Source organism: Beutenbergia cavernae DSM 12333 (genome assembly GCF_000023105.1).
GTDB classification, from domain to species: Bacteria; Actinomycetota; Actinomycetes; order Actinomycetales; family Beutenbergiaceae; genus Beutenbergia; species Beutenbergia cavernae.
In genome coordinates this window covers 3,985,501-4,001,725 of record NC_012669.1, presented here as the reverse complement: position 1 = coordinate 4,001,725, position 16,225 = coordinate 3,985,501, and the positions used below count along the sequence as shown (strand labels likewise).

At 74.2% G+C, this 16,225-nt stretch carries 15 protein-coding genes; 6 read left to right on the top strand and 9 right to left on the bottom strand.

Translation table 11 applies throughout. The annotated features are described in order from the left end of the window. Positions 1-41: 41 nt before the first annotated feature. Entirely contained in the window at positions 42-977 is a 936-nt protein-coding gene (locus tag BCAV_RS18125; protein ID WP_222836654.1) for an NADP-dependent oxidoreductase, read from the top strand. A gap of 20 nt (positions 978-997) precedes the next feature. On the opposite strand, the gene BCAV_RS18120 is transcribed toward BCAV_RS18125, so the two are convergent. Both BCAV_RS18120 and BCAV_RS18115 read right to left on the bottom strand, forming a co-directional pair. Next, positions 998-2,116 carry an epoxide hydrolase family protein gene (locus BCAV_RS18120; RefSeq protein WP_043347503.1) on the bottom strand — a complete coding sequence of 373 codons (1,119 nt, stop codon included), beginning with the start codon at positions 2,114-2,116 and terminating at the stop codon, positions 998-1,000. A gap of 17 nt (positions 2,117-2,133) precedes the next feature. Then, positions 2,134-2,838, bottom strand: a complete 705-nt coding sequence (locus tag BCAV_RS18115) for a hypothetical protein (RefSeq protein WP_015884074.1) — start codon at positions 2,836-2,838, stop codon at positions 2,134-2,136. Between the two features lie 151 nt (positions 2,839-2,989). On the opposite strand from BCAV_RS18115, the gene BCAV_RS18110 reads away from it, so the two are divergent. Further along, entirely contained in the window at positions 2,990-3,913 is a 924-nt protein-coding gene (locus tag BCAV_RS18110; RefSeq protein ID WP_015884073.1) for a phosphoribosylaminoimidazolesuccinocarboxamide synthase, read from the top strand. 54 nt (positions 3,914-3,967) lie between these two features. Here the strand turns inward: BCAV_RS18110 and BCAV_RS18105 are convergent, their stop codons facing one another. After that, positions 3,968-5,077, bottom strand: a complete 1,110-nt coding sequence (locus BCAV_RS18105; protein WP_043347498.1) for a TNT domain-containing protein — start codon at positions 5,075-5,077, stop codon at positions 3,968-3,970. A 153-nt stretch (positions 5,078-5,230) separates the two neighbouring features. Here BCAV_RS18105 and purS point away from each other — a divergent pair, with 153 nt between their 5' ends. The 3 genes from purS to BCAV_RS21800 are packed head-to-tail and all read left to right on the top strand — an operon-like array spanning position 5,231 to position 7,221. Further along, entirely contained in the window at positions 5,231-5,524 is a 294-nt protein-coding gene (gene purS, locus BCAV_RS18100; RefSeq protein WP_015884071.1) for a phosphoribosylformylglycinamidine synthase subunit PurS, read from the top strand. Continuing rightward, positions 5,521-6,234 (top strand): phosphoribosylformylglycinamidine synthase subunit PurQ, encoded by a 714-nt coding sequence (gene purQ / locus BCAV_RS18095; protein WP_015884070.1) that lies wholly within the window; start codon positions 5,521-5,523, stop codon positions 6,232-6,234. Before purS ends, purQ begins: the two co-directional genes overlap by 4 nt. An 18-nt stretch (positions 6,235-6,252) precedes the next feature. Continuing rightward, positions 6,253-7,221, top strand: a complete 969-nt coding sequence (locus tag BCAV_RS21800) for a GNAT family N-acetyltransferase (RefSeq protein WP_015884069.1) — start codon at positions 6,253-6,255, stop codon at positions 7,219-7,221. On the opposite strand, the gene BCAV_RS18080 is transcribed toward BCAV_RS21800, so the two are convergent. The 5 genes from BCAV_RS18080 to BCAV_RS18060 all read right to left on the bottom strand — a co-directional run bounded on the left by BCAV_RS18080 (position 7,190) and on the right by BCAV_RS18060 (position 13,189). Continuing rightward, complete coding sequence (locus BCAV_RS18080; RefSeq protein WP_015884068.1) at positions 7,190-8,053, bottom strand: META domain-containing protein; 864 nt, start codon at positions 8,051-8,053, stop codon at positions 7,190-7,192. The two genes, BCAV_RS21800 and BCAV_RS18080, sit on opposite strands and share 32 nt — an antisense overlap. Positions 8,054-8,844: 791 nt before the next feature. After that, the gene (locus BCAV_RS18075; protein WP_015884067.1) at positions 8,845-9,384 is read right to left on the bottom strand and encodes a DinB family protein; all 540 of its coding nucleotides are present in this window, start codon (positions 9,382-9,384) and stop codon (positions 8,845-8,847) included. Positions 9,385-9,509: 125 nt separating this feature from the next. Continuing rightward, the gene (locus tag BCAV_RS18070; protein WP_015884066.1) at positions 9,510-10,445 is read right to left on the bottom strand and encodes a MaoC family dehydratase; all 936 of its coding nucleotides are present in this window, start codon (positions 10,443-10,445) and stop codon (positions 9,510-9,512) included. Beyond that, the gene (locus BCAV_RS18065) at positions 10,445-11,839 is read right to left on the bottom strand and encodes a 3-oxoacyl-ACP reductase (protein ID WP_015884065.1); all 1,395 of its coding nucleotides are present in this window, start codon (positions 11,837-11,839) and stop codon (positions 10,445-10,447) included. The genes BCAV_RS18070 and BCAV_RS18065 overlap by 1 nt, the downstream gene beginning before the upstream one ends. Before the next feature lie 3 nt (positions 11,840-11,842). Then, a complete protein-coding gene (locus BCAV_RS18060; protein ID WP_015884064.1) occupies positions 11,843-13,189 on the bottom strand; it encodes an acetyl-CoA C-acetyltransferase in 1,347 nt (448 codons plus the stop codon). Between the two features lie 242 nt (positions 13,190-13,431). Between BCAV_RS18060 and BCAV_RS18055 the strand changes: the two genes are divergently transcribed. Then, complete coding sequence (locus tag BCAV_RS18055; RefSeq protein WP_015884063.1) at positions 13,432-15,468, top strand: AAA family ATPase; 2,037 nt, start codon at positions 13,432-13,434, stop codon at positions 15,466-15,468. Between the two features lie 41 nt (positions 15,469-15,509). Here BCAV_RS18055 and BCAV_RS18050 read toward each other — a convergent pair whose 3' ends face one another. Beyond that, the gene (locus tag BCAV_RS18050) at positions 15,510-16,049 is read right to left on the bottom strand and encodes a hypothetical protein (RefSeq protein ID WP_015884062.1); all 540 of its coding nucleotides are present in this window, start codon (positions 16,047-16,049) and stop codon (positions 15,510-15,512) included. Positions 16,050-16,225 lie beyond the last annotated feature (176 nt).

Here is a 16,225-nt window from a genome sequence, read left to right as displayed (position 1 = left end):
CCCGGATGCGCGGCCCGCGCGCCGGGACGACGATGAGGGGCATGGAGCCTGGTGCGGCGGATCACGCCGGCGATCGGATGCTCGGGGTCGTCGTCCCGGAGCTCGGCGGACCCGAGGTGCTGCGGGCGGAGCGCGTCGACGTCCCCCGGCCGGGGGCCGGCCAGGTCCGGATCACGGTCCGGGCGGCCGGGGTCAACAACTACGACGCGAAGGTGCGCAGCGGGATCATGCGCGCGCCCGACCTCCCGTTCGTTCCCGGCGAGGAGGCGGCCGGCGTCGTTGACGCCGTCGGTCCGGACGTGTCAGGGACCGGCGTGGGTGACGAGGTGCTCGGCTACACGGCAGGCGGCGCGTACGCCGAGCACGCGCTCCTGCGTGCGTGGACGGCGAAGCCGCCGGGTCTGGACTGGGCCGACGCCGTCACGATCCCGATCGCCGGCGAGGCGGCCGTCCGGGCGGTCGCGGCCCTCGACCCGCGCTCGGGCGAGACGGTGCTCGTGACCGGAGCGTCCGGCGTCGTCGGCTCCTTCGCGCTCCAGCTGGTGCTGCTGCGCGGGGCGCGGGCCGTCGGGACGACGGCGCCGCACTGGTTCGACGATGTCGCCGACCTCGGCGCCATCCCCGTCGCGTACGGGGACGGGATGGTCGACAGGGTCCGCGCGGCGGCACCGGACGGGATCGACGCCGCGCTCGACCTGGCGGGCGCCGGCATGCTGCCTGACCTCGTCGTCGTGCGGGGCGGGACCGAGCGGGTGGTGACGCTGGCGGACGGCGCGGCCGGCGACGTCGGCGTCCCGTTCCTGTCCGGTGGCGCGGCGCAGCAGAACACCGCCGTGCTGGAGCGGCTCGTCGCGATGGTCATCGACGGCGACGTCGTGCTGCCGCCGGTGACGACGTTCGGGCTGGACGACGCCGTCCGGGCGCACGAGGCGCTCGCGTCGCGCGCGCACCGCGGCAAGGTGGTCCTCCTGCCCTGAGGCCCCGCCGGCGGAGCCGGCTAGCGGAGCTCCAGGCCCGCGACGAACGTCCGCAGGCGTTCGGCCATGACCGTCGGGACCTCCGCCGCCGCGAAGTGGCCGCCCTCCTCGAGCCGGGAGAACGTGCGCAGGTCCGAGTAGTACGCCCGCGCGAGCGACTCCGGGTAGTCGCCCTCGTGACGCTGGACGTGGACGGCGGCCGGCACCGTGACGGGCGGCATCGCGTCCGGCTGGTCGGCTCCCTCGTAGTAGGGACGGAACGACGTGGAGATGCTCTGCGTGACCCAGTAGAGCATCGCCTCCGTGAGGATCCGCTCGCGCGAGATGCGCCGCTCGACGGCGGCGGGGTCGCCGGGCGGCGTGTGGCTCCACTCCACGAGCTTCTCCGCGATCCAGGCCAGCAGGCCGGCGGGCGAGTCGTTGAGCGCTGCGGCGAGCGTGTCCGGCCGCGTGCCCTGCACGTGGCCGTAGGCGCCGTTCGCTCCGCCCCACGCGTCGATCCGGTCGAAGAACGCGACCTCGTCGGGTGCCGTGAGCCGTGCTCGCTCCTCACGGCTCGGGAAGTGCGAGTGCGTCACGAGGATGCCGGCCACCGACTCGGGGTAGCTCGCGGCGATGAGGTCGTTGACGTTCGCGGAGACGTCCTCGCCGTACGTGACGAACCGGTCGTAGCCGAGCACGTCGGTCATGAGGCGGTGCATGGTGTGCGCCAGGCGGGCCTCGGTGATCGGGTTGCCGGAGTACGCCGACGAGAACGCGAAGCCGGGCAGGCTCGGGACGACGACGTGGACGTCGGGCAGGAGGTCCGCGAAGTCCAGCTGCAGCGCGAACGTGTGCGGCCACCCGTGCATCACGAGGACGGCGGGTGCGTCCGGGTCCGCCGAGCGGAGATGGGCGAAGTGGATCGTGGTGTCCTCGACGTCCGCGAGGAACTGCGGGTGTCCGTTGAGCCACGCCTCGCGCTTCCGCCAGTCGAGCGCTCGCCACGACGTGACGAGCTCGGTGAGGTAGGCGCTCGTCATCCCGGACGCCGGGCGGCGGGGGGAGTCCGGCAGCGGGCGGAACACGTCGAGGCGGCGCGCGAGGTCGGCGAGGTCGGCGTCGGGCACATGGAGCTCGAACGGGCGCGTCGTCGTCATGCGGCCACGGTAGGCAGTCATGCGGACGGTCGGCGTCCGGATCGCGCAGCGGCGGCGCGAGTCAACCATGCGGCGAGGATCAGCGCGCCGACGGCGTAGAGCACCCCGTGCGCGATGCGGACCGACGGCGGGGTGAAGAACTGCGGCAGGACACCCACGAGTGCGGCCCCGAACGCGAGGCCCGCCCAGCGCCGGGACCCGGACCGCCAGACCGCGACGGCGAGGAGCGCGCCGGCCGCGGCGAGCAGCACCAGGCCGGCCCCGAACAGGGTCACCGCCAGAGGCTGGTTGCGCAGATCCTCCACGGCGTCGAGGAACGACGGGTCCCACGTCTGGACGGCCTCGGCCGCGATGACGTGGATGCCGAACGTCTCCGCGCCGAAGAAGAGCAGGATGCCGGCGAGACTCAGCCACGCGGCGACCGTCGCGGCGCGCGCCGCCGTCGCCCCGGGTGTCACGCGGGTGAGCCCGGCCACGGCGAGCAGCGCCCCGGGGACGAGGAGGAGCGCGACGGCGCCGCTCACGTGGGCGAGCATCCAGCGATCCGAGGCGAACGCCGCCGCCAGCTCCGGTGTCGCCGTCGCCTCGTCCGGCCACGGGCGCAGCAGCGGGAAGGCCAGGAAGAGGACGCCCGACACGGCGGCGGCGAGGGCACCGATCCGCGTCGTGGCGCTGAGCGGAGCGGACGAGGAGGGCGTCTCGCGCCCTGGGGTCATGGGCATAGCGAAAAAGCTAATAGACATAGCCGACCCCGCGCAACCCCGGTGACGGCGACGTCGGGCGAGGAGCGGAGAGTGCGCTCCGTCGTGGCAGGCGGCGGCGATCCGCGTCGCGTCGCCGCGGCGGGACGGACCACCTGCCAGACTGAGCCGCGTGAGTGACGCCCCGCCGCCCGCCGCCCCTCAGGTCCCCGGCTGGCGGCACGTCGCCTCCGGCAAGGTCCGCGACCTGTACGTGCCGGACGCCCCGCCGGCCGGATCGCTCGCCGTCGAACCGGCCGACGCCGTCGTCCTCCTCGTCGCGAGCGACCGCATCAGCGCGTACGACTACGTGCTCCCGACGCCGATCCCCGACAAGGGCGCGATCCTCACGGCGCTCAGCGTGTGGTGGTTCGAGCAGCTCGCCGACGTCGTCCCGAACCACCTCGTCAGCCTCGACGTGCCGGGCGCCGTCGCCGGCCGCGCGATGATCTGCCGCCGCCTCGACATGTACCCGGTCGAGTGCGTGGCGCGCGGCTACCTGGCCGGTTCGGGGCTCGCGGAGTACCGCGAGACCGGCGCGGTGTGCGGGGTGGAGCTGCCGCCAGGCCTGGTCGAGGGGTCGAAGCTCCCGAGGCCGATCTTCACGCCGGCCACCAAGGCCGACCTCGGTGAGCACGACGAGAACGTCACGTTCGAGAAGGCGGCAGCGGAGGTCGGTGAGGACGTCGCGACCCGGCTGCGTGACCTCACGCTCGAGCTCTACACGCGCGCCTCTCAGATCGCCGCTGGCCGGGGGATCATCCTCGCCGACACGAAGTTCGAGTTCGGACGGCGGCCCGGGACTGACGAGATCGTCCTCGGCGACGAGGTGCTGACGCCGGACTCCTCGCGCTACTGGCCCGCCGAGACCTGGCAGCCCGGTCGCCCGCAGCCCAGCTTCGACAAGCAGTACGTGCGCGACTGGCTCGCCTCGCCGGCGTCCGGTTGGGACCGCACGGGCGGCGCGCTGCCGCCCGAGCTGCCCGCCGACGTTGTCGAGAAGACCCGCGCGCGCTACGTCGAGGCGTACGAGCGGCTGACCGGGCGCGCCTTCTAGCGACGGGGCCTCGGGACCCGCTCGCGGAGGCTCGGGGAGCCCCCTCACGGAACCTCAGCCCTGGACGCGGACCTCGAGCAGCGTGCCGTTCTGGACGAGCTGCCGCACGCCCGTCCCGTTCTGAGCGATCCTGAAGCGCAGCGCGCCGCCGGGTCGCCCGAACCACGGCGGCACGATCTCGGCCTCGACGTGGAGCGGGACGGCCGTCACGAACTGGTAGAGCCGCGCGTCGCCGGTGACGGCCGACGGCGGCAGCGAACGGTTCTCGTACGGGGTGCCCCACGGGAACAGGTAGACGCCGTCGATCGCCCCGAGCCGATCCAGGGCCACACCCGGCTGCAGCGTGGTGACGGTGGCGCCCTGGCCCATCTGCTGCAGCTGCGCGTAGACGCCGGCGTAGGCGTGCTGGTACCCGGCTGCCCTCTGCTGCAGGTCGTGCGCCGGCACGACCGTCGCCGGGGCGACGGGCCGCACGAGGTAGTCCCAGAGCCAGTCGCACGCCTGCTTCTCGGTGGTGCCCTCGAAGTACTGCTCGAACACCCCGTAGTCGCGGGTGCCGGCGGCGAACCGGTGCGGGCCGGTCTGGCGGACCTCCATCGCACCTTCCACGGGCGGGGTCTCGGGCTTCTCGCCGAGCAGGATCACGCCGGACGGGGGGTACCCGCTCGCGTCGAGCCGGGTGCGCAGCGCCCGCGACGCCGCGCCCGGCGTCGCGACCGAGTCGCGCAGCCACGGCGGGACGAGCGACGGCTCCCGCGGGTAGTACCGCAGGTCGGCGTCCCACTGCTCGTCGGTCGGGATCGGCTCGCCGGCCGGCGCCTGCGCCATCGTCGGGCCGGGCGAGTTCCAGTACGGGCGCTCGTCGTAGTTGAACGTGATCGACGTCCGCCCGTCGCGCGCGAGCGTCAGCGTCGTCGAGAGCCAGGTGCCCTTCTCCGGCTCGGCCATTTCGCGGCGGAGCTGCCCGAGCGCTGTCACGGCGCCGTCGGGCACGTCGATCCGCACGACCCCGCCGTCCCGGGTGTGCACGTGCGCGCGACCGCTGTGCTGGGCGCCGGCCTGCGACCACTCGATCGTGGCCTCGGCGAAGTCGTGGCTCTGCACGGCAGCGTGCAGGGCGCGCGCGGCGTCCATCTGCTGCTGCTGCTGACGCTCGATGTCCATGCCGGTCATCTTCGCAGTACGCGCGGGCACGTGCGACGTCCGGTGCCGAGGACGGCGAGCTCCAGGCAGGGGAGAACTCCCCGCGTCCCGGTGCCGGTGGGCCGGGCGATAGACTCGGGCCGCCGTCATCCCCCACCCCGGAGAGCTACGCCGATGGGACGCGTCGTCGTCGAGGTCATGCCGAAGCCCGAGATCCTCGACCCGCAGGGGAAGGCCGTGCTCGGCGCCCTGCCGCGGCTCGGGTTCGCCGGGATCACCGAGGTCCGCCAGGGCCGCCGGTTCGAGCTCGAGGTCGACGGCGAGGTGACCGCCGAGGTGCTCGACCTCGTGCAGCGGGCAGCCGAGACACTGCTCTCGAACCCGGTCATCGAGGACGTCGTCCGGGTGGCCGCCATCGAGGACGAGGGCGCGGCGCCGCTGCCGGCGGCGGCCGAGGGACCGGCATGACGACGCCGTCCGGCGCGCGGATCGGCGTCGTCACCTTCCCCGGGTCGCTCGACGACCGCGACGCGCTCCGCGCCGTCCGCCTCGCCGGCGCCGAGCCCGTGGCCCTCTGGCACGCGGACGGCGGCCTGGCCGGCGTCGACGCCGTCGTCCTGCCGGGCGGATTCTCCTACGGCGACTATCTGCGCGCCGGGGCGATCGCCCGGTTCGCGCCGGTGATGGGGGCCCTCGTCGACGCCGCGAGAGGCGGGCTGCCCGTGCTCGGCATCTGCAACGGGTTCCAGGTCCTGTGTGAGGCGCATCTCCTGCCCGGCGCGATGATCAAGAACGAGGCCCTGACGTTCGTCTGCCGGGAGCAGGAGCTCGTCGTCGAGAACGCGGGCACGGCCTGGACGCGGGACTTCGCCGAGGGCGAGCGCATCACGATCCCCCTGAAGAACCAGGACGGCCAGTACATGGCGGACGAGCGCACGCTCGACGCGCTGGAGGCGGAGGGGCGCGTCGTGTTCCGCTACGGCGGCGTCAACCCGAACGGCTCCCGGCGCGACATCGCGGGCGTCACGAACGAGCGCGGGAACGTCGTCGGCCTCATGCCGCACCCGGAGCACGCCGTGGAGCCGGGGTTCGGCCCCGCGGGCGCGGACGGTCCGCGCGCCGGCACCGACGGCCTGCGCTTCTTCACCTCGGTGCTCGGTTCGCTGATCGCTGCCTGACGCACCGGGTCGTCGCGCATGAGGATCGCGCTCCAGGAGTCCACCGACACGCTCGACGCGTTCCTGGCGGCGTCCGACGACGGCACGCCGCTCGGGTCGGTCGGCGTGAAGTGGCAGGGCTTCGGACGCCCCGAGGAGGCCGCAGCGCTTCCGGGTGTCCCGGAGATCTCCGGGCTCTACGTGCGCCCGTCCTCGCGCGGCCGGGGGATCGGGAGCGCGCTCCTGCGCGTGGCGGAGGAGCGGATCGCGGCGCGCGGGATCCCGTTGGCGGCGCTGGCCGTGAACGTCGAGAACGTGCGGGCTCGCGCCCTGTACGAGCGCGAGGGTTACGTCGACGTGCGGGTGCGCTCGACCGGGCCGAAGGGCACGGACGCGCTCCTGGCCCGCGTGCTGCACCTGGACGGTGACGACGGCGGCCGGGGCGTGGCCGCCGGGGCGGCGGTCCTCGACGTGGTCACCTGGGCGGACGGGCGCGTGCGCGGCCTGCGCGCGGCGCAGCAGGACGAGCTGCGCCGGCGCTACACGCTGCTGCACGTCGAGGGAGCGACCGGCGACGCGGTGAACGGCGACCCGCTCGAGGCCGACGCCGGCGTGGGAGCCCGGGCCGTGACGACGCTGCTCGCCCGCATCGGCGACGAACCGGTCGGCACGGTGGCGGTGTGCGAGCTCTCGGCCGCGGCCGCCGGCAGCGTGCGGGACACGCTCGGCGACGTGCGGGCCGCCGAGGTGAAGCGGCTGTACGTGTCGCCCGCCGCCCGCCGTCGTGGTCTGTCCCGGGCGCTGATGGCGAGCGCCGAGGGGCACGCGCGGCGGGCGGGCGTCGGGGCGCTCGTGCTCGAGACGGGACGCCTGCAGCCGGAGGCGATCGCGCTCTACACCGGCCTCGGCTTCACGCCGATCGAGACGTATCCCCCGTACGCCGGGGACCCGACGTCGCTGTGCCTCGCCCGGCGGCTCAGCTCGTCGGTGCCGGCGACGGCGTGCTGATCTCGTCGTCGGGTGGCGTCGTGGGGAGCCGGACCGCCGTCGTGTAGTCCAGCCCGAACCCGCCGGACGAGCGCAGGTGCAGCTCGCCGAGGTCGTCCACCTCTGCCGTGAACCCGTCGCCGAGGACGGCGACGACGAGGGCGTCCTGGCGGGCGAGCGCCGTCGGGCAGTCGCCGTCGAGAGCGGCATCGGTGAGCACGATCTCCCCGGCCCGCTCCTCCCACGTCCCCGTCATCGACCGGCAGCCCGTGGTGGCGGCGAGGGAGCCGTCGTCGGCGAGCCGCAGCGTGGCCGGCTGCGCGCCGGCGAGCGGGCTCGACGCCGTCTCGCCCTCCACGAGCGTCAGCAGCAGCCACTCCGGGCCGACGAACGGCGTCGCGTCGAGCGGCGGGACAGCCTCGAACGCCAGGGTGACGCCGTCGCCCTCGAGCGTGAGCCCGCCGTCCCGCGTCGCCTCGGTCACCCTGCCGAGCGCCTCGAGGTAGGTCGCCTCGAGCGACATGACGTCGTCCTCGCACGCCATCTCGGTGCCCCCGATCCCGGTGAAGCGCACCGAGTCCGACGTCGGCTCGACCGTCGCGAAGTAGCCGTTGCACGCGGAGGTACCGGACGCCTCGGTGCCCTCGACCTGCAGGGTCACGGGGTAGTCGTCCCGGAGGACGAGCGCCGCCTCGTCGATCGTCGCGGAGACGAGGCGCCAGTCTCCGTCGAGGTCGACCGGGCCGCCGGGGGTCCCGTCCCCGCACGCCGCGAGCGTGGCGACGGCGAGCCCCGCTGCCAGAAGGAGCGGCGCGACCGCCGGGCGCCGTCGCCCGGCCGACGAGGTGTGCACGAGGAGACTGTAACCACGTGTTTGCCGCCCCGTGGCCTGGACCGAAGGTGGCACGTGAGAGCCTAGGGACCGCCGGCGCGGGGCTGGGGTCTCCTGAGCCGCACGCGCCCGGTCACGGACAGGCGAAGGGCCCCTCGGAGTAGGCGTCCGAGGGGCCCTTCTGTGACCGCTGATCCTCGTCGCGACGAGTGTGACCTCGTCCCGACCTGGACACTGCCCGACGGAGCAGCTCCGCACCGACGCTCCACGTCCCGGGAAACCCGGTTCACCGAGAGCGGTGCGAACCACGATCTGCGATCCGGTGCCTGCCGTGCCGACGTCGTCGATCGTCTTCCTGCCGGGTTTCCCCGACGGGAGTGGCTCGGTGACCTGCCATCTCGCTCCGGCCGAGAGTCACGACCACCGATCCGGGTTGCCCCGGTACGGTGCACCGATCAGGGTCTCCCCGTCACGGTGTGTCGATCCGGGTTGCCCCGGTCCGACGCGTCGATCCGGGTTGCCCCGGTCCGACGTCGATCACCTTGACCGCATCGGCTGGGCCCTCGTGCTGGTCCGGGTCTCCCCGGTCCTGCTCTCCGGCTTGGCCGATGTGGAGATCTTGCTCGGCCGTGGCGGGCGTCACAACCCCTCACGGGGACCAATTCTTCGTGCACAGATCGCGCACAGGTTCGTCCACACTCGCCCCGGCCCAGCGCTGCGGATCGCTAGAGCTGTCCCCAGCCCTGTTGACGAAATCCGTGGATAAGTCACCCGAAAGCGTCCACATGGTGGACACGGGTGGGGTGCTCGGATCAGGCGCCGACGTCGTGGAGGTGGTGGACGACGTCGTGCAGGAAGTACTGGCCGAAGGTCCGCACGGTGAAGACGCTCCCGTCGGACCGTCGCCCGGTGCGCTCCAGGTCGTCGGACGCGACGACGTCGAACCGGGCGGCGATCACCTCCGCCGCTGCGGCGAGCTCGTCAGCGACGCGGTCCGGCTCCTGGTGGGCGTAGTCCTCCTCGACGGCGCTCACGTCCTGGTCCCAGTTCGCGAACAGCGGGTCGTCGTCGGTGAGCATCGCCGTCAGGCGCGTGTCGAACAGCAGGTAGACGTCGCGGACGTGGCACGCGTACTCGGTCGGCGACCACGTCGCCGGGTCCGGCCGCACGGTGGCGCCCTCGCGACCGAGCGCCGCCCGCCAGCGGGGCGTGAACGAGCGGACCTGCGCGCCGATCGCCGCGGGGTCCACCTCGGCCGGGTCGAACCCGCACTCCGGGCACGGCCGGCGCAGCACCCAGGTCCAGTCCTTGGTGTCCGGGACGATGCTGCCGAAGTCGGGTGCGTCGCTCACGGCAGCGACCCTACCGGCGTGCGGCCGGGAGCGGCCCCACGCCGAGCCCCCCGGCGAGCGGGCGCACATGGCGGCCCGGAAGGCGGCCGAACCGCCATTCGTGACAGCTCGGGGGCCCCGGGTCGTCAGCGGCGCGGCGTCACCCGCACGTCGAGGTGTCGCTTGCCGGACCTCGCGTTCCAACCGACCACGCCATAGCCGGCCCGGGCGTCCGACGCGACGGAGCCCGATCCCTGATCCCCGGCCAGCGGCGCCACCCGCACGCTCACGGTCCCCGGTAGCAGGACGGGCGAGCCGAACTCGACGTCCCAGTCGAACGCGTCCCCGCGTGCGGGACCGACCGTCGCGAGCGCGCGCGCGGCCGTGTACATCCCGTGCGCGATCGCGCGGGGGAACCCGAACGCCCGCGCGGCCAGGGACGACGTGTGGATGGGGTTCCGGTCCCCGGAGACGGCGGCGTAGCGGCGCCCGGTGTCGGCCGGGAGCCGCCACTCGCCGGTCGGTGCCGGCGCGACGAGCTCCGCCGGCGCCTCCGCCTCGGGGGGAGCGCCGAGCCCCGCCAGGCGCACGCCCTTCGCGAGGTAGGTCGAACGCCCTCGCCAGGCCACGCCGTCGTCGAGGGTCGACACCTCGGCGACCAGATCCACCTGCGTGCCAGACCGGTGCGGCTCGAGGCGCTCGGCCCAGGCCCGAACGCGCAGCGAGTCGGCGAGAGTCACCGGCCGGAGCTGGGCGATCGAGTTCGCGACGTGCACGAGTCCCAGCGGTCGGAGCGGGAAGTCCTCCCGCACCATGACCGCCATCGCGAGCGGGAACGCGAGGACGTGCACGGAGCCCGCCGGCAGGGCGTCGCCGGCGCTCTCCCCGACGAGCCGTGCGTACGCGGTGAGGCGCTCGGGATCGGGACGGACGCCGTCGACCCGGAACGTCACGTCCGGGAGAGCGGTCGGGACGCGCTCGCGCGTCACCATCGCCCGCGCCGTCCGCCCGAGCACGGCGCCGTAGGAGGCGCCGAGCGACGGCATGGCGTCCAGCACCCGTTCCGCGGTGGGCGCCGTCATCACTGGCCCACGAGGTTCTGGCCGCAGACCCGCAGCACCTGCCCGGTGATGCCGCCGGCCTGCGGCGACGCGAGGAACGCCACCGTCTCGGCGACGTCCACCGGCAGTCCGCCCTGCGCGAGCGAGCTGGCGCGGCGCGCCATCTGGCGCGGCACGAAGGGGATCGACGCCGTCATGTCGGTCTCGATGAACCCGGGGGCGACGGCGTTCGCGCGCCCGCCGCTGGTCGCCAGCAGCGGCGCGAAGGACCGGGTCGCGCCGATGACGCCGGCCTTGGAGAACGCGTAGTTCGTCTGCCCGCGGTTGCCGGCGATGCCGCTCGTCGAGGCCAGCGACACGATCGAGAGCCCGGGCAGCCCCGCCGCCATGAGGTCCGCGTTGATCGCGAGCTGTGCGGTGAGGTTCACGGCCACGACGGCGTCCCACTGCTCCGGCTTCATGTTCGCGAGGAGCTTGTCGCGCAGCACGCCCGCGTTGTGCACGACGACGTCGAGCCCGCCGTAGGCGCGCCGCGCGCGTTCCAGGATGGCGGCGCCCGCGCCGTCGGACGTGATGTCGAGCTGGAGCGCCGTGCCGCGCACCTCGTTCATCACCGCCGCGAGGGACTCGCCGGCCGCTGGCACGTCGACGCCGAGCACCCGGGCGCCGTCTCGCGCGAGGACGTGCGCGATGGACGCGCCGATCCCGCGGGCGGCGCCGGTGACGACGGCGACCTTCCCCTCGAGCGAGCGCGTCCAGTCCGCCGGGACAGCGCCGGCGGCGGAGTCGACCTGCACGAGCTGGCCGTCGACGAACGCCGACCGGGCCGAGAGCAGGAACCGCAGCGCCCCGGCCACCGAGGGCGCGGCGAGCGGGACGCCGTCGGCGACGACGATCCCGTTGCCGGTCGCGCCGGCTCGCAGCTCCTTGGCGAGCGAGCGCAGGAACCCGTCGACGCCCTGGCGGGCCGCAGCGAGCGCGGGCTCGTCCGTCGCGTCGGCTCGCCGGGAGACGGTGACGACGCGCGCGCACCGCGCCAGGGAGCGCAGCACGGACGCCGTCGTCAGCACCGGCCCCGCGGCGTCGGCGGGCGTGGCCAGCTCGGTCAGCACGACGACGACGGCGCCCCACCGCTCGGCGTCGGGCACCGGTTCGCCGGCACTCGCGCGGCGCACGTCGACGTCCCAGCCGAGCAGGGTGCGTGCGAGCGTGTCGGCGTCATCGCCGTCGCCGACGACAAGCACCGGACCGGGCGTCAGCGGCACGTCGACCGACGCGGGGTCGGTGCGCCGGAGCCGCACCGGCTGGGGCAGCCCGAGCTTCTTCGCGAGCGACTTCCCGGCGCCGCCGTTCACGAGGTCGAGGTAGCCGTCGGCGATCTGGGGCGCGCCCTTCTCCCGGGTGCTCGCTGCCATCGCTCAGGCCTCCAGGATCATCGCGACGGCCTGGCCGCCGGCGGCGCAGACGGAGATGAGGCCGCGGACGGGTTCATCGGTGCCGAGCTCGGCCTTGCGGCGGGCGAGCAGCGTGGCGAGCGTCGCGACGATCCGGGCGCCGGTCGCGGCGAACGGGTGCCCCGCCGCCAGCGAGGAGCCGACCACGTTGAGGCGCGACCGGTCCAGCGTGCCCGGCCCGGGCACGCCGACGCGGGCGCGGGTCTCGGCGTCGTCCTCCCACGCGGCGATCGTTGTGAGGACGGTCGCCGCGAACGCCTCGTGGATCTCGACGAACGCGAAGTCGTCCAGCGTCAGGCCCTGGCGCGCGAGGAGACGGGGGACGGCGTAGGCGCCGCCCATGAGGAGGCCCTCGCCGCCGCGGACGAAGTCGACGGCAGCCGCCTCGGCGTCGACCACGTGCGCGAGCACCGGGAGCCCACGCTCGGCGGCCCACGCGTCGGAGGCCAGCAGCACGGTGGCGGCGCCGTCGGACAGCGGCGTCGAGTTGCCGGCCGTCATCGTGGCGCCCTCGCCCTTCCCGAACACCGTCCGGAGGGTGGCCAGCTTCTCGGCGGACGTGTCCGGCCGGAGCGCCTCGTCGCGGGTCAGACCGCGGAACGGCGTGACCAGGTCGTCGAAGAAGCCGGACTCCCACGCTGCGGCCAGCTGGTGGTGCGACGCCAGGGCGATCTCGTCCTGCGCCTCGCGCGAGGTGCCGAACTGCGCGGCGGTGAGCGCCTGGTGCTCGCCCATCGAGAGCCCCGTGCGCGGCTCGTTCACGCTCGGGGCGACCGGCGCCAGGTCCTTCGGACGCAGCCCGGCGAGGAGCGTGACCCGCTGCTGGAGGGTCTTCGCCCGGCTGAGCTTGACGAGCGTGCGGCGCAGGCGGTCGCTGACGACGATCGGGGCGTCCGACGTCGAGTCGACGCCGCCGGCGATGCCGGAGTCGATCTGGCCGAGCGCGATCTTGTTCGCGAGACCCCAGACCGCCTCCATGCTCGTGGCGCACGCGCGCTGGACGTCGTAGGCGGGGGTGTGGGGGTCGAGCGCGGTGCCGAGCACGGCCTCGCGCGTCAGGTTGAAGTCGCGGCTGTGCTTGAGCACGGCGCCCGCGCTGACGTCCCCGATCCGCACGCCCTGCAGCGTGAACCGGGCGATCAGGCCGTCGAGCGCGGCGGTGAGCATGTCGAGGTTGCTCGCGCTCGCGTAGGCGCCGCCCGCCTTGCCGAAGGGGATGCGGTTCCCGCCGACGACGGCGGCCCGCGCCGGCGCCGGGTTCACCGAGCCGGTCGTGGGTCGGGTGGTGCGGGAGGAGGTCGAGCGCGCCATGGTGCCTCTTCTCTGAGCCGGGTCTCGGGGGCCGGAGACGTCCGCGACCGACGGGCCGCATAACTAGGACTCATGGTATCGGATATCTGGTTCCCCGCAGCGGGCGCCCCCTCCTTCCCGCCGAGTCAGTCCCGAGCGGTCGAGTCAGACCCGCGGGAAGGTCCGACTCGACCGCTCGAGTCTGACTCGAGGTGGTGGCTGCCAGACTGTGGCCAGGCCCCGTCGAACGCCGAGGAGAACGCGTGCCCCGACTGTCCCTGCCCGACGACCTCGCCCTGCTCCAGTCCGCGGAGCCGTACGTCGACGTCGTCGGCGCGCTGCCGCCCTGGCGGATCCCCGACGACTGGTGGGCACGCACGCACGAGTCGCTCGCGCGGCTGGCCGCCTCCGACACCACCGGCACCCGCGAGGACTGGGACGCGTACGTGCCGGGCACGCGTCGTTCCGTGCACTTCGCGTTCATGGCCGGGCAGTGCCTCGGCGGGTGGAGCACCATCCTCAGCGGTGAGCACTCGAGGTTCCCCTGGCAGGTCGTCGAGCCGTTCCTCAAGCCCGGCAAGATGCTGGCGCCGAGCCTCTCCTACCGGTACCGGGCCGAGCTCGTGACGTGGCCGATCTGGCTGCTGGACTGGGCCGGCACCGACCCCGAGGCGCGGGAGAACGCCCTGCACGCCTCGATCGAGTGCCTCCAGCTGTACGCGGAGGTGACGCCGTTCGCGCCGGCCCGCGAGCAGCTGCTGAACCTGTACACCCAGATCCTCGACGTCGCGTCGATGCGGGAGCTCCATCTCGAGGGCGACTGGACGCGCATCACCGCGTTCTGGCGCAACGACCTCGACACGCAGGTCTACGACGTCCTCCCGGAGCTCAGCGGGTGGGTCGATGCCGTCGCATGGTCCTACGAAGGTCTCGCGGAGGTGCACAAGGCGCTCGACGACGTCGTCGCCCGTCCGCTGCCGCTCGCCGACGTGCTCGCCGCGTTCGTGCTCGCGAACGGCCACGACGCACCGCCGGCGGCACTCGGCACGAGCCTCGGGCCCGAGGTCTACGCCGACGTGACGGCGTCCGTCGAGCGGCAGCGCCGGGGGTTCGACGTCGACGCCGCCGAGACCCGGCACCGCGACTGGATCGCCCGCGGCCTGATGGCCGGCGAGATCCACCTGTGCCGCACGTGGATGCAGCTCGCGAGCCAGATGTGCGTGGGGATCGCCGGCCTGCCCGGCGTCCCCCGGCACGGTCGAGGGCTCGGCACGAACCTGTTCCTCGAGGACGTCGAGGAGACGTACACGGCGCGCCGGGGGCGCAACCCGTACCTCGACGGCATCGCGGAGCGGGTGGCAGCCCGCGGCCCGCAGCAGCGTCCGGAGGCGGGGGTGCCGCTGGCGCTCGCCGACGGCGGGGACGACGACGAGGGCTCGCCGGACGACGTTCCGGACGTCGTGATCGGCGACCCGCAGGCTGACCTCGCCGAGCTCATCGGCCTCGACCCGATCAAGGAGCAGGTCCGCCGGCTGGCCGCCGAGGCGCGGGCCGACGTCCTGCGCCGGGAGGCCGGCATGCCCGACCCCGGACGCTCCCGGCACCTGGTGTTCGTCGGGAACCCGGGGACGGCGAAGACGACTGTCGCGCGCATCCTGGCCCGCATCTATGCGCAGCTCGGCACGCTCGAGCGGGGCCACCTGGTCGAGGCGAGCCGCATGGACCTCGTGGGGGAGTACATCGGTCAGACCGCGCCGAAGGTCCGGAAGGTGTTCGAGCGCGCGAGCGGCGGCGTGCTGTTCATCGACGAGGCGTACGCCCTCGTCCCGCGCGACTCCGCCCGGGACTTCGGCCAGGAGGCCGTCGCCACGCTCATCAAGCTCATGGAGGACCGGCGCGACGAGGTCGTCGTCATCGTGGCCGGCTACCCGGCCGAGATGCAGCGCTTCCTCGAGTCGAACCCGGGCGTCGCGTCGCGGTTCCCGAAGACCCTCGCGTTCGGCGACTACTCCGACGACGAGCTGTGGTCGATCTTCCGGCTCGTCGCCGCGCAGAGCGGGTTCACGCTGGCGTACGGCGTCGAGCAGGCCGTGCGGTCCCTGCTCCCGAGGCCGCGGCCCAACGCGTTCGGCAACGGCCGGTTCGTGCGGAACGTGTTCGAGGAGGCCACGGCGCTGCAGGCCCAGCGCATCATCGAGCTGCCGGCTCCGACGTCGGACGACATCCGCACACTGCTCCCGCAGGACCTCCCGGCGTACGCGCCGCTGCAGGACGACCGCGCTCCCGGCATGTACCTCTAGGACCTCGATCGCGGAGGGCGGAGCCTGGGCGCTGAGCGCCGTCAGCCCAGGATCTGCGGAACGCCCACCGCAGCGGCCACGAGCCCGGCGGCCAGGAGCGTCGCGCCCATCGTGACGCCGACGACGGCGCTCGTGGGGCCGGGCCGGTCGCGCAGCCGCGGGCGCAGCACGAGCAGGGCGACGGTGAGCCCGGCGCCGACGAGCGCCATGCCGGCGTCCTCGAGCAGCCACGCGAGCGGCAGGAAGTGGACCGCCACGACGAGCGCGACCCACCACGCCATCCACCGCGCGGCGCCGCGGCGCGCGAGCACCCAGCAGCCGACGCCCGCGGCGAGGACATCGACGGCCACGAGCACGCCGAACCAGGCGTACCTGCCCTCGAGGGCGCTCGGGCTGTCCCAGTTCATCGGGACGGCGACGCCGCACCCGACGGCGAGGAGCGTGCCGACGACGGAGCCCGCGCCGAGCCAGACCCGCCAGGACCTCGGGGGCGCCTCCTGCGCCCAGCCGAACCAGACCATCGCCATGAGGCCGAACCAGCCGGCGGTGAACAGGGCGTCGCGCGTGAACTCGGTGAGCACCGCCCGAGCCTAGGCGCGACGACGGTGAGGGACCTCCCCCCGCCGGGGGACGCGGTCGTCGTCCTCGCCGCCGAGACGAACCGGGACCAAAGCCCCAGGAGCCGCGGAATCCCGCGGCTGCCAGGCGGGACCTTCGCCCCGCGAATCCGCCCGCACGGCGCTGGACGATGGTGTCA

Excerpts from the sequence above, each read along its gene's own strand:
- BCAV_RS18120 (WP_043347503.1), bottom strand. The coding sequence starts at position 2,116 with ATGACGACGACGCGCCCGTTCGAGCTCCATGTGCCCGACGCCGACCTC.
- BCAV_RS18125 (WP_222836654.1), top strand. The coding sequence starts at position 42 with ATGGAGCCTGGTGCGGCGGATCACGCCGGCGATCGGATGCTCGGGGTC.
- BCAV_RS21800 (WP_015884069.1), top strand. The coding sequence starts at position 6,253 with ATGAGGATCGCGCTCCAGGAGTCCACCGACACGCTCGACGCGTTCCTG.
- BCAV_RS18105 (WP_043347498.1), bottom strand. The coding sequence starts at position 5,077 with ATGGACATCGAGCGTCAGCAGCAGCAGCAGATGGACGCCGCGCGCGCC.
- purQ (WP_015884070.1), top strand. The coding sequence starts at position 5,521 with ATGACGACGCCGTCCGGCGCGCGGATCGGCGTCGTCACCTTCCCCGGG.
- BCAV_RS18065 (WP_015884065.1), bottom strand. The coding sequence starts at position 11,839 with ATGGCAGCGAGCACCCGGGAGAAGGGCGCGCCCCAGATCGCCGACGGC.
- BCAV_RS18115 (WP_015884074.1), bottom strand. The coding sequence starts at position 2,838 with ATGCCCATGACCCCAGGGCGCGAGACGCCCTCCTCGTCCGCTCCGCTC.
- BCAV_RS18060 (WP_015884064.1), bottom strand. The coding sequence starts at position 13,189 with ATGGCGCGCTCGACCTCCTCCCGCACCACCCGACCCACGACCGGCTCG.
- purS (WP_015884071.1), top strand. The coding sequence starts at position 5,231 with ATGGGACGCGTCGTCGTCGAGGTCATGCCGAAGCCCGAGATCCTCGAC.
- BCAV_RS18070 (WP_015884066.1), bottom strand. The coding sequence starts at position 10,445 with ATGACGGCGCCCACCGCGGAACGGGTGCTGGACGCCATGCCGTCGCTC.